A 12177-nucleotide genomic window follows, 5' to 3' on the forward strand; every position below is an offset into this window, starting at 1 on the left:
ATGGAGTTATTTATGACAGAGAAGGAAATTTGGGATAACGTTTTAGAAATCGCCCAAGAAAGAATTTCACATACCAGCTATCATACATTTATAAAAGATACGCAACTCTATTCACTTAAAAATGACGAAGCCATTATATTAGTAAGTCTGCCTTTTAATGCGAGTTGGCTCAATCAGAGATACTCAGAAATTATGCAGGCTATTATATATGACGTCATCGGTTACGAAGTGAAACCACATTTTATTTCGGAAGATGAACTTGCAAGATATAACAATGATACAACTAAAGAAACTCTAGAACCTCAAACACATACTTCCTCCATTGAAGATAATGATTGGGGTAAAGAACAATTTAATATCCACAATACATTTGATACATTTGTAATTGGTCCAGGCAACCGCTTCCCACATGCTGCTAGTTTAGCAGTAGCTGAAGCACCAGCTGAAGCATACAATCCATTATTTATTTATGGAGGCGTAGGTTTAGGAAAAACTCATCTTATGCATGCGATAGGTCATCATGTGCTTAGTAATAAACCAAATGCTAAAGTGATATACACTTCAAGTGAAAAGTTTACAAATGAATTCATTAAATCAATTCGTAATAATGAAACCGAAGCTTTTCGTGAGAAGTATCGTAATATTGATGTTTTACTTATTGATGATATTCAGTTCATCCAAAATAAAGAACAAACACAAGAAGAATTCTTCCATACTTTTAATGAATTGCATCAAAATAATAAACAAATTGTTATCTCTAGTGATCGACCTCCTAAAGAAATTGCTAAACTAGAAGATCGTTTACGTTCTCGTTTTGAATGGGGATTAATCGTTGATATTACACCACCAGACTATGAAACCAGAATGGCTATTCTACAAAAGAAAATTGAAGAAGAAAATCTTGATATTCCACCTGAAGCTTTGAATTATATTGCTAACCAAATTCAATCAAACATTCGAGAGCTAGAAGGAGCATTAACAAGACTTTTAGCTTATTCCAAACTTCAAGGTAAACCTATTACTACGGAATTAGCAGCTGAAGCATTGAAAGATATCATTCAAGCACCTAAATCTAAAAAGATTACAATTCAAGATATTCAAAAGGTTGTTGGACAATACTACAGTGTAAGAATTGAAGATTTTAGCGCGAAAAAGCGTACTAAATCCATTGCTTATCCACGCCAAATAGCAATGTATTTATCAAGAGAGCTTACTGATTTTTCACTACCAAAAATCGGTGAAGAATTCGGAGGGCGTGATCATACAACTGTTATCCATGCACATGAAAAAATTGTTAATGATATTAAAGCTGATCCAACATTTAAGCAAGAAGTTGAAGATTTAGAAAAAGAAATTAGAAATCAATAGTGGGAAATAATTATATCTAAATAAACACAGTTAATTAGCAGATTTAAAAAGCGTATTAATGGGAATAATTACAATGGAAATTGTATTAGTTATTTTCTTAAAATGTAAAAGACGACTTAACTTATAAACCGAGTAATTGTGGATAATGTTTAAAAGTAATACACAACATACACATTTTATCCACATGTGTATAACTTTATTTTTACAAGCTTTTTAAGACTTATCCACCAATCCACAACGCTTACTACTATTACTATGAATTTAAAACCTATATAATTATATATAAACGACTGGAAGGAGTTTAAATTTAATGATGGAATTCACAATTAAACGAGATTATTTTATCAATCAACTTAACAACACATTAAAAGCAATTTCCCCAAGAACAACATTACCAATTTTAACGGGTATCAAAATTGATGCTAAAGAGAATGAAGTGATTTTAACTGGATCAGATTCTGAAATCTCAATAGAAATCACAATTCCTAAACAAGTTGATGGAGAAGATATCGTTGAAATCGAAGAAATAGGATCAGTTGTACTTTCTGGTCGTTTCTTTGTAGATATAATTAAAAAATTACCTGGTAAAGATGTTAAATTATCTACAAATGAACAATTCCAAACGCTTATTACATCAGGTCATTCAGAATTTAATTTAAGTGGTTTAGATCCAGATCAATATCCATTATTACCAGAAGTTTCAAGGGATGATGCAATTCAATTATCAGTGAAAGTTCTTAAGAATATCATTGCGCAAACAAATTTCGCAGTGTCCACCTCAGAAACACGCCCAGTACTTACGGGTGTAAACTGGTTTATACAAGATAATAAATTAATATGCACAGCTACCGATTCACACCGCTTGGCTTTAAGAAAGTTACAACTAGAAGATGAATCTGAAAATAAAAATGTCATCATTCCTGGTAAAGCTCTATCTGAATTAAATAAAATTATGAGTGACAATGATGAAGAAATTGATATTTTCTTCGCATCTAACCAAGTGCTATTTAAAATAGGAAACGTTAACTTTATTTCACGTTTACTTGAAGGTCATTATCCTGATACAACACGCTTATTCCCAGAAAATTATGAAATTAAATTAGGAATTAGTAATGATGATTTCTATCATGCCATTGATCGTGCATCTTTATTAGCACGCGAAGGTGGTAATAATGTTATTAAATTAAGTACAGGTAATGAGCTAGTAGAATTATCTTCAACATCACCTGAGATTGGTACGGTGAAAGAAGAAGTAACTGTAAATGATGTTGAAGGTGGAAATCTAAAAATATCATTCAACTCAAAATACATGATGGATGCACTAAAAGCTATTGATAATGATGATGTTGAAGTGGAATTCTTTGGCACAATGAAACCATTTATTTTAAAACCTAAAGACGATGATTCAGTAACGCAATTGATTTTGCCAATCAGAACTTACTAGTTGATAGTTAATATTTTTAATAAATTTTAGTTAAATATTCTAATAAAAAAGAGACTGTCTAAATGGCAATCTCTTTTTGTTATTTTAAATTTCATTTTAAAGTCAGTAAGCACTTGTTTTAGAAACAAAAATAAAATTTTGGTAGGAATTTATCCTAACTAGGAAAATTGAGCAAAATGCCCCTCTAAATTTAAATATCATTGATATCATGAAGAATGAGCCAATAATATTTATAAAATTTAGAGCAGTTTTTGATAAAATAAAATATATATCAAAGTAAACGATTTCATTCTTTATTTTAAATGAAATTCAAAGTAAAAAACGGTATAATATACTAATGACACATAAAGAAACGGAGTGATAATTTTGGTTCAAGAAGTTGTTGTTGAAGGAAACATAACTTTAGATCAATTTCTTAAAACTGAGAGCATTATAGAATCTGGGGGACAAGCAAAATGGTTTCTACAAGATTTCGAAGTTTTAATTAATGGAGAACGAGAAACACGTCGTGGCAAAAAATTAGAACATAATGACCGAATTGATATTACAGATATACCTGAAGATACGGGTTCTTTTTTAATCATCCATCAAGGTGAACAATGAAACTCAATACACTCCAATTAGAGAACTATCGTAACTATGAACAAGTTACACTAGATTGTCATCCTGAAGTGAATATTCTTATTGGTGAGAATGCGCAAGGAAAGACAAATTTACTTGAATCAATTTATACATTAGCACTCGCTAAAAGTCATCGTACCTCCAATGATAAGGAACTCATACGTTTTAACTCTGATTATGCTAAAATAGAAGGTGAGCTAAGTTATAGACATGGTACGATGCCACTTACAGTGTTTGTAACTAAAAAAGGTAAACAAGTTAAAGTGAATCATCTTGAGCAGAGTAGACTAACTCAATATATAGGACATTTAAATGTAGTGCTTTTTGCACCGGAGGATTTAAATATTGTTAAAGGTTCTCCGCAGATACGACGTCGTTTCATAGATATGGAGTTAGGACAAATCTCAGCCGTTTACTTAAATGATTTAGCTCAATACCAGCGTATTCTTAAACAAAAGAATAATTATTTAAAGCAATTACAAATTGGACAAAAGAGCGATACAACAATGTTAGAAGTTTTGAATCAACAATTTGCTGAATATGCTTTAAAGGTAACGTTACGTCGAGAGCATTTTATCAAAAAATTAGAAGAACTCGCTCAACCGATTCATTCAGGTATAACTAATGAACGCGAGACATTAGCATTAAAATATTTAGCAAGTTTAAAGTTGAATAGTGATGAGAAGGATGAAAATTCTTTACTCGAAGAAGTCTTAACGTTGTTAAATGAAAATCTACAAAGAGAAAAAGAGAGAGGCGTGTGTCTTTATGGTCCGCATCGTGACGATTTAGGATTTAACGTTGATGGCATGGATGTACAAATATATGGATCTCAAGGTCAACAACGTACGACTGCTTTATCTATTAAGCTAGCAGAAATTGAATTGATGAATATTGAAGTTGGAGAATATCCAATCTTGCTTTTAGATGATGTGCTAAGTGAACTAGATGATTCACGTCAAACACATTTATTGAGTACGATTCAACGTAAGGTACAAACATTTGTAACAACGACATCTGTTGAAGGTATAGATCATGAAATTATGACTAATGCAAGGGTATACCGCATTAGTCAAGGTGAAATACTAAAGTAACGAGAAAGTGATGGTGAATACATTGTCAGATGTAAACAACACAGAAAATTATGGTGCTGGACAGATACAAGTTTTAGAGGGTCTTGAAGCAGTACGTAAAAGACCAGGTATGTATATTGGTTCAACTTCCGAAAGAGGTTTGCACCACTTAGTATGGGAAATTGTTGATAATAGTATTGACGAGGCATTAGCCGGTTATGCTAATCATATAGAGGTCGTAATTGAGAAAGACAATTGGATAAAAGTTACTGACAATGGCCGTGGAATTCCTGTTGATATTCAAGAAAAGATGGGACGTCCTGCTGTCGAGGTTATCTTAACTATACTCCATGCCGGAGGTAAATTCGGAGGTGGCGGATACAAAGTATCTGGGGGTCTTCATGGTGTTGGTTCTTCGGTAGTTAACGCACTTTCACAAGATCTTGAGGTTTATGTACACCGAAATGGTAAGATTCACCATCAAGCTTACAAACAAGGTGTACCGCAATTTGATCTTAAAGTAATCGGAGATACAGATAAAACAGGCACAGCGATACGTTTTAAAGCTGACTCAGAAATCTTTACAGAAACAATTGTCTATAATTATGAAACCTTACAAAAACGTATACGTGAACTTGCTTTCTTGAATAAAGGCATTCAAATTACTTTAAAAGATGAACGTGATGAAGAAGTACGTGAAGACTCTTATCATTATGAGGGCGGTATTAAATCTTATGTAGATTTATTAAATGAGAATAAAGAACCTCTACATGAGGAGCCTATCTACATACATCAATCTAAAGATGATATCGAAGTTGAAATTGCACTTCAATACAATAGTGGCTACGCAACAAACTTATTAACTTATGCTAACAATATTCATACCTACGAAGGCGGGACACATGAAGATGGCTTTAAACGTGCTTTAACACGTGTTCTTAATAGCTATGGTATCCAAAGTAAGATTATCAAAGAAGATAAATTATCTGGTGAAGATACACGTGAAGGATTAACAGCAATTGTATCTATCAAACATGGCGACCCACAATTCGAAGGACAAACTAAGACTAAATTAGGTAACTCTGAGGTACGTCAAGTTGTAGATAGATTATTTTCTGAGCATTTTGAACGTTTCTTATACGAGAATCCACCCGTTGGTCGCATTATTGTAGAAAAAGGGATTATGGCATCTCGTGCACGTGTGGCTGCTAAAAAGGCACGTGAAGTAACACGTCGTAAATCAGCATTGGATGTTTCAAGCTTACCAGGTAAATTAGCTGATTGTTCTAGTAAAAATCCTGAAGAAAGTGAGATTTTCTTAGTAGAGGGTGACTCTGCCGGGGGGTCTACAAAATCGGGTCGTGATTCAAGAACGCAAGCAATATTACCTTTAAGAGGGAAAATCTTAAACGTGGAAAAAGCACGTCTTGATCGTATATTAAATAACAATGAAATTCGTCAAATGATTACGGCGTTTGGTACAGGTATTGGTGGCGAATTTGATATTACTGAAGCACGTTATCATAAAATTGTAATTATGACAGATGCTGATGTAGATGGCGCACATATTCGTACGTTGTTACTGACATTCTTCTATCGTTTTATGAGACCATTGATTGAAGCGGGTTATGTATACATTGCTCAACCGCCTTTATACAAACTTACTCAAGGTAAACAAAAATATTATGTCTTTAACGATAGAGAGTTAGACAAACTTAAACAAGAATTAAATCCGACACCTAAATGGTCAATCTCTCGTTACAAAGGTCTTGGAGAAATGAATGCGGATCAGTTATGGGAGACAACAATGAATCCTGAATACCGTTCAATGTTACAAGTAAGACTTGAAGATGCGATTGATGCAGATCAAACATTTGAAATGTTAATGGGTGACGTTGTAGAAAATCGTAGACAATTTATCGAGGATAATGCAGTTTACGCTAACCTAGATTTCTAAGCATTATGAACTGAACATTTGAAGGAGGACTCTTGATGGCTGAATTACCTCAATCAAGAATTAATGAACGAAATATAACCAGTGAAATGCGTGAATCATTCTTAGACTATGCCATGAGTGTTATTGTTTCTCGTGCATTACCTGATGTTAGAGATGGATTAAAGCCAGTACATCGTCGTATCCTGTATGGTTTAAATGAACAAGGTATGACGCCTGACAAACCTTATAAGAAATCGGCACGTATTGTTGGGGACGTCATGGGTAAATATCACCCTCATGGTGACTCTTCAATCTATGAAGCAATGGTAAGAATGGCTCAAGATTTTAGTTATCGTTATCCACTTGTTGATGGGCAAGGTAACTTTGGTTCAATGGATGGTGATGGTGCCGCAGCTATGCGTTATACCGAAGCCCGTATGACTAAAATTACTTTAGAACTTTTACGTGATATTAACAAAGATACAATTGATTTTATTGACAACTATGATGGTAATGAAAGAGAGCCGTCAGTTTTACCTGCACGTTTCCCTAACTTATTAGTAAATGGTGCCGCAGGAATTGCCGTTGGTATGGCTACTAATATTCCTCCTCACAATTTAACTGAAGTCATTGATGGAGTACTTAGTTTAAGTAAGAATCCTAATATTAAAATTAATGAATTGATGGAAGATATTCAAGGTCCTGATTTTCCTACGGCAGGTTTAATTCTAGGGAAAAGTGGTATTCGTCGTGCTTATGAAACAGGTCGCGGTTCAATTCAAATGCGTTCACGTGCTGAAATAGAAGAACGTGGTGGTGGACGTCAACGTATTATAGTTACTGAAATACCTTTCCAAGTTAATAAAGCACGAATGATAGAAAAGATTGCGGAACTTGTAAGAGATAAAAAAATTGAAGGTATTACAGATTTACGTGATGAAACAAGTTTACGTACAGGTGTTAGAATAGTTATTGATATACGAAAAGATGCAAATGCGAGTGTTATATTAAACAATTTATATAAACAAACACCATTGCAAACGTCATTCGGTGTGAATATGATTGCATTGGTGAATGGTAGGCCTAAGTTAATTAACTTAAAAGAAGCACTCATTCACTATTTAGAGCATCAAAAAACAGTTGTAAGACGTCGTACTGAATATAATTTAAGAAAAGCTAAAGACCGTGCGCATATATTAGAAGGTCTACGTATTGCCCTTGATCATATCGATGAAATTATTACTACAATTCGTGAATCAGAAACAGATAAAATTGCGATGGAAAGCTTACAAGAGAAATTTAAACTTTCTGAACGACAAGCTCAAGCAATTTTAGATATGCGTTTAAGACGTTTAACAGGCTTAGAACGAGATAAGATTGAATCTGAATATAAAGAGCTTCTTGAATATATTAAAGAGTTGGAAGAAATTTTAGCTGATGAGGAAGTTCTACTTCAATTAGTTCGAGATGAACTCTCTGAAATTAAAGAACGTTTTGGAGATGAACGTCGTACTGAAATTCAATTAGGTGGCTTAGATGATCTTGAAGATGAAGATTTAATTCCTGAAGAACAAATTGTCATAACATTAAGTCATAATAATTATATTAAACGCTTACCAGTATCTACATATCGTTCTCAAAACCGTGGTGGTCGTGGCGTACAAGGTATGAATACATTGGAAGAAGACTTTGTAAGTCAATTAGTAACGCTAAGTACACATGATCATGTTCTCTTCTTTACCAATAAAGGTCGTGTCTACAAACTCAAAGGTTACGAAGTACCTGAACTTTCACGACAATCTAAAGGTATTCCCGTTGTTAATGCGATAGAACTTGAGAACGATGAGAATATTAGTACGATGATTGCCGTTAAAGATCTTGAAAGTGAAGATGATTACCTTGTATTTGCGACAAAACGAGGTATCGTAAAACGTTCATCATTAAGTAACTTTTCTCGTATCAATAGAAATGGTAAAATAGCGATTAATTTCAAAGAAGATGACGAATTAATTGCGGTACGTTTAACTAATGGTAATGAAGATATTTTAATTGGTACAGCGCATGCATCACTTATTAGATTCCCAGAATCTACATTGCGTCCTTTAGGTCGAACTGCAGCAGGTGTTAAGGGTATCACACTACGCGAAGGTGATATCGTAGTAGGTCTTGATGTTGCACTTGCAGAAAGTGAAGATGAAGTCTTAGTTGTTACTGAAAATGGTTATGGTAAACGTACACCAGTAAGTGAGTATCGATTATCTAATCGTGGTGGTAAAGGTATTAAGACAGCTACAATCACAGAACGTAATGGAAATATCGTTTGTATTACAACCGTTACTGGCGAAGAAGACTTAATGGTTGTAACTAACTCGGGTGTCATTATTCGAATTGATGTTCATGACATTTCTCAAAATGGACGTGCTGCTCAAGGTGTCCGTCTAATGAAACTAGGCGATGGTCAATTTGTTTCAACAGTTGCTAAGGTTAAAGAAGAAGAGCTACAAGATGAAGATAGTGATGAACAATCTTCTAATGAAGAAACAACGGTAAATGTAGAAACAAGTGATAATGATGGTCACATTGATTTAAGACAAGACTTCATGGATCGTGTGAATGAAGATATCGAAAGTGCATCTGATAATGAAAATAGTGATGAATAACATATAATATAAAAAGCAAGTTCTGACATCATAAGGTGTGAGAACTTGTTTTTTTAGACTTACCTATTTTCTAAGGATGTCTAAATTATTTAAAGAAACACACGCTTAACATGCTTTAAAATGAAAAAAGCTATGCTAGGCATGTTTTTTAATAACTATTAACCTTCTAATTCTTTCATTACATATGGAATCTCACTGATTAATCGAGAAGGTGGTACTACATACATTTTATCAGAAAGTTTTTCACCAATGTAGCTATGCATGTATGTAGCACTTGTCACTGCATCTTTAAAATTATCAAATTGTCCAACGAAACTTGTAATCATACCAGCAAGTGTATCCCCCATACCACCAGTAGCCATCGCAGGTGTACCAATAGGTAGTTTGTAGACTTCATCATTATTAAAGTAGATTTCTGTACCATGCTTTTTTAGTACAACGGTAGCACCTAAACGCTCAACCGCTTCAAGATTGTGCTCATAAGTTTGTTCTTCAATTGAAATGCTACTTAAACGTTCCCATTCTTTCTGATGTGGTGTGAAAACAACACGACACGTTGGAATTTGAGGTTTCAACTTACTAAATATAGTGATGGCATCCCCATCAACAATTAAGTTTTGATGTGGCTGTATATTTTGAAGTAAAAATGTAATGGCATTATTACCTTTAAAATCGATACCTAGACCTGGTCCAATTAGAATACTATCAGTCGCTTCAATCATTTTTGTTAGCATTTTCGTATCATTAATATCAATAACCATTGCTTCAGGACAACGAGAGTGTAACGCAGCATGATTATTAGGATGAGTTGCTACAGTAATTAAACCACTGCCACTATAAACGCAAGCACGTGCAGCAAGCATAATCGCGCCACCCATATTAGCAGAACCACCAATTAATAAGATTTTGCCATAATCACCTTTATGCGTTTCATCTTTTCTTATAGGAATGTTAACTGAGTTTAACGTTTCCATAATACTTAACCTCCCTAAAAAGTAATGTTTTAAATAGTTGTAAAAGTTATTAGATTAAAAGCTAAAACTCGCATGAGGAGTTTTTGTTTTAACTATATTTAAATAAACAGTCATTTTACTTACTTTGAGTCTTCTCTTATATAAATACAATAGAAAATACTATACCTGTAAATGACTTTCGTCAATAGTTTATTCAAACTCTTTATATTGAGATGACTAAGTTACTTATTTTATCCGTCAAATCCTATATTATATATACTTTAATTCATTAAAATAGCACATTAATAATATATTATTAAATTTTAAAAATATATTATTATTAAAATTTCATATAAAGGGATTGTTTCAATGATATTATTTTTAGATAGGGAGTCATTAACGATTAAAGAGATTAAGAAACTTTTAAATCAAGATTTACATATTGATATTAGAGAAGAAGCACTTGAGTGCGTAAGGAATAGTTGTCAAGTTGTTGAACGTATTATTGAAAAAAAGGAAACGATGTATGGTATCACTACAGGCTTCGGTTTATTTAGTGATGTTCGCATTGATTCAGGACAATATAATGAATTACAAGTCAACCTAATACGTTCGCATGCATGTAGTATAGGGGAGCCATTTTCAGAAGAAGTTGCATTAGTCATGATGATATTACGCCTAAACACATTGTTGAAGGGTCACTCTGGGGTAACACTAGAATTAGTAGAACAATTGAAATACTTTATTAATGAACGCATCATCCCAGTCATTCCTCAACAAGGTTCTTTAGGGGCATACGGAGATCTTGCATCCTTATCTCATCTGGCACTCGGACTTATAGGAGAAGGTGATGTTTATTATGACAGTCAACAACTAACAAGCTTTGATGTCTTAGATAAATTAGGACGTAAGCCACTAAAATTACAAGCTAAAGAAGGGTTAGCGCTTATCGATGGTACCCAAGCGATGACAGCGCAAGGAGTGATTAATTGTATTGAAGCAGAAGACCTGGCGTATCAGGCAGAATGATTGCCTCGCTAACGCATCAATCACTTAACGGCATAATTGATGCGTATGATGAATGCGTGCATAAAGATAAGAAACTTTCAAGAACAAATTGAAGTAGCACAACGTATGCGACAATGACTTAAAGATTCTCAATTAACGACACATCAAGCTGAGTTACGTGTTCAGGATGCATATACCTTACGTTGTATACCGCAAATTCATGGCGCAAGCTTTCAAGTTTTTAATGATGTTAAAGAGAAGTTAGAATTTGAAATGAACGCTGCCAATGATAATCCGCTTATCTTTGATGAGGGAGATAAAACATTCGTTATTTCTGGTGGGAACTTCCATTGTCGATCAATAGCATTTACATTAGATCATCTAAAACTCGGTGTAAGTGAATTAGCAAATGTGTCTAAACGGTGTCTAGAACGTTTAGTTAATCCACAGTTAAATGGTGATTTACCTGCATTTTTAAATCCAGAGCCTGTATTACAGAGTGGTGCAATGATTATGCAGTATGCAGCAGCTAGTCTTGTTTCGGAAAATAAAACCCTTATACATCCCGCAAGTGTGGACTCCATTCCGTCTTCAGCAAATCAAGAAGACCATGTGTCAATGGGAACTATCGCTTCAAGACACGGGTATCAAATGATTGAGAATACAAGACGTATGATTGCCATGGAGTATATTGTCGTATTACAAGCTGTTGAAGAAAAAGGTATCAATCAACTTTCACCAAAAACCTATGAAAAATATATTGAATACCGTAAAATTGTACCTTCAATCACAAAAGATCGACAATTCCATAAAGATATTGAAGTGGTCTCTCAATATTTAAAAGCCCATGCATATTATGAATGAAATTTAAATATGAAAGAATGGTTGCAATTTTAAAATAACTTGAAATGTTATAATGACTTTGCTATATTAAAATTAACTTAATAAAACATTGTTCGTAGGCTAAGTAACATGGATGACACGGTTTCAGAGAGCTTGTGGTGAGTGAGAACAAGTAATCGACATTAATGCGAATCTACCTACTATATAAGAACAATCGGCAATAACCGTTATTTTAGTTAAGTGCAATTTAGAGTAAATATTCTAATTATTT

General features: G+C 33.8%; 7 protein-coding genes, 1 pseudogene and 1 other annotated feature (1 of these 9 only partly in view). Of the genes and pseudogenes, 7 read left to right on the forward strand and 1 reads right to left on the reverse strand.

Annotated elements, in window-relative coordinates; translation table 11 throughout:
* The first annotated feature begins 12 nt into the window (after positions 1–12).
* The 6 genes from dnaA to gyrA all read left to right on the forward strand — a co-directional run bounded on the left by dnaA (position 13) and on the right by gyrA (position 9102).
* Positions 13–1368 (forward strand): chromosomal replication initiator protein DnaA, encoded by a 1356-nt coding sequence (dnaA, locus tag DYE57_RS00005; protein WP_115314095.1) that lies wholly within the window; start codon positions 13–15, stop codon positions 1366–1368.
* A 310-nt stretch (positions 1369–1678) separates the two neighbouring features.
* Positions 1679–2812 (forward strand): DNA polymerase III subunit beta, encoded by a 1134-nt coding sequence (gene dnaN, locus DYE57_RS00010; protein ID WP_115312431.1) that lies wholly within the window; start codon positions 1679–1681, stop codon positions 2810–2812.
* A 357-nt stretch (positions 2813–3169) separates the two neighbouring features.
* On the forward strand, positions 3170–3415 hold the full coding sequence (gene yaaA, locus DYE57_RS00015) for a S4 domain-containing protein YaaA (RefSeq protein ID WP_115312432.1): 246 nt from the start codon (positions 3170–3172) through the stop codon (positions 3413–3415).
* Entirely contained in the window at positions 3412–4527 is a 1116-nt protein-coding gene (gene recF / locus DYE57_RS00020; RefSeq protein WP_115312433.1) for a DNA replication/repair protein RecF, read from the forward strand. The genes yaaA and recF overlap by 4 nt, the downstream gene beginning before the upstream one ends.
* A gap of 10 nt (positions 4528–4537) precedes the next feature.
* A complete protein-coding gene (gyrB, locus tag DYE57_RS00025; protein ID WP_115312434.1) occupies positions 4538–6463 on the forward strand; it encodes a DNA topoisomerase (ATP-hydrolyzing) subunit B in 1926 nt (641 codons plus the stop codon).
* A 35-nt stretch (positions 6464–6498) separates the two neighbouring features.
* Positions 6499–9102 carry a DNA gyrase subunit A gene (gene gyrA / locus DYE57_RS00030; RefSeq protein ID WP_115312435.1) on the forward strand — a complete coding sequence of 868 codons (2604 nt, stop codon included), beginning with the start codon at positions 6499–6501 and terminating at the stop codon, positions 9100–9102.
* Between the two features lie 158 nt (positions 9103–9260).
* Here gyrA and DYE57_RS00035 read toward each other — a convergent pair whose 3' ends face one another.
* Positions 9261–10076: an NAD(P)H-hydrate dehydratase gene (locus tag DYE57_RS00035; RefSeq protein WP_115312436.1), complete on the reverse strand. Its 816-nt coding sequence runs from the start codon at positions 10074–10076 to the stop codon at positions 9261–9263.
* A 348-nt stretch (positions 10077–10424) separates the two neighbouring features.
* Between DYE57_RS00035 and hutH the strand changes: the two are divergent.
* Positions 10425–11927 (forward strand): annotated as a pseudogene (gene hutH / locus DYE57_RS00040) (histidine ammonia-lyase).
* A gap of 83 nt (positions 11928–12010) precedes the next feature.
* Positions 12011–12177: a binding site (T-box leader), on the forward strand; it runs 48 nt beyond the window's last position.

The organism is Staphylococcus saccharolyticus (assembly GCF_900458815.1).
Lineage (GTDB): Bacteria > Bacillota > Bacilli > Staphylococcales > Staphylococcaceae > Staphylococcus > Staphylococcus saccharolyticus.